Annotated in this window: 1 protein-coding gene and 1 pseudogene; both read left to right on the forward strand. The window is 39.8% G+C overall.

What is annotated here, in order from left to right; all coding sequences use genetic code 11:
* Window positions 1-297: pseudogene (locus HMPREF0381_RS15095) on the forward strand (IS1182 family transposase); the annotation flags it as partial.
* A gap of 76 nt (window positions 298-373) precedes the next feature.
* Window positions 374-1,120: IS630 family transposase (locus tag HMPREF0381_RS14155; protein ID WP_008752695.1), on the forward strand; the 747-nt coding region annotated here is incomplete at its 3' end.

The raw sequence follows: 1,120 nt of genomic DNA on the forward strand, positions 1-1,120 counted from the left end.
AAAATACTTCAAGATAAGATTGAAAACATTTTTAACGACATCAATCATGCTATCTTTAACGAGGAGCATGTGGATCTGCAACATATCTACATCGACGGCTCCAAGTTTGAAGCAAACGCAAACAAGTATACCCAGGTATGGAAGAAGGCTACCGAAAAGTTCCGTTACAAGCTTTACGAAAAAATCACCGCGGAGATTGAGGAAATTAATGCAGAAATCGCATGGAGCGGGGTGCAGATCACAACAAACACAGAGTATGTACCGGATTATCTGAATGAAATCGTTGAGCAGCTAGTATAAAAGTTTCTAAATAACTCGATTAAATAAGCGTTCCATGATATAATATTCATATAGTACATATGGAGGAAAAATCATGGGTAGAAAAACAACCGCAATAACATTAACGTCAGAGGAACGAGAATATCTCAAATCACAAACACGTTCACGAACTATTCAGGCTCAAACCGTTTGTCGAGCAAGAATATTGCTCCTTAAGGCAGAAGGTGTAGCTATTGATGTAATCGCAGATAAAGTAGGCATCAACAGGTGTAGCATTATGCTTTGTCTTAAAAAATTCAAAGAAGGTGGTGTTGAAAATGCCCTTTTGGATGCTCCCGGTCGCGGTCGCAACGCAGAGATTACTGATGATGAAAAAGCATGGATTATAAATATCGCTTGCCAAAAACCTGTAGAACTTGGATATTCAGCCGAAGTATGGACAAGGGCTCTTCTAACGAAACACATAAATAAGGTTGCCGAAGAGTCCGGTCACATAAGACTTTCCACTATAAGTCAGTCAAAGGTTCGGACGATACTTGAAGAGGCAGATATTAAGCCTAACAAGATAAAGTATTACTGCCGGAAGCGAGATCCTGACTTTGATCAGAAGATGCACAATGTTCTCTTGGTCTATAAGCATTTATCAATGCAGTTCGATGAAGATGGTCAGCTGCTACCCTTTGCCAAAGATGGTCAAATTGTTCACGTTCTCTCATATGATGAGAAGCCGGGTATACAGGCTACAGCAAATACTTATGAGGATCTTCCACCGGATGAGAATTATAAAACCTTCAGCAGAGATTATGAATACAAGCGTTTAGGAACGATTTCGTTACTTGCC

It is taken from the genome of Lachnoanaerobaculum saburreum DSM 3986, from assembly GCF_000185385.1.
Classification (GTDB): Bacteria; Bacillota; Clostridia; order Lachnospirales; family Lachnospiraceae; genus Lachnoanaerobaculum; species Lachnoanaerobaculum saburreum.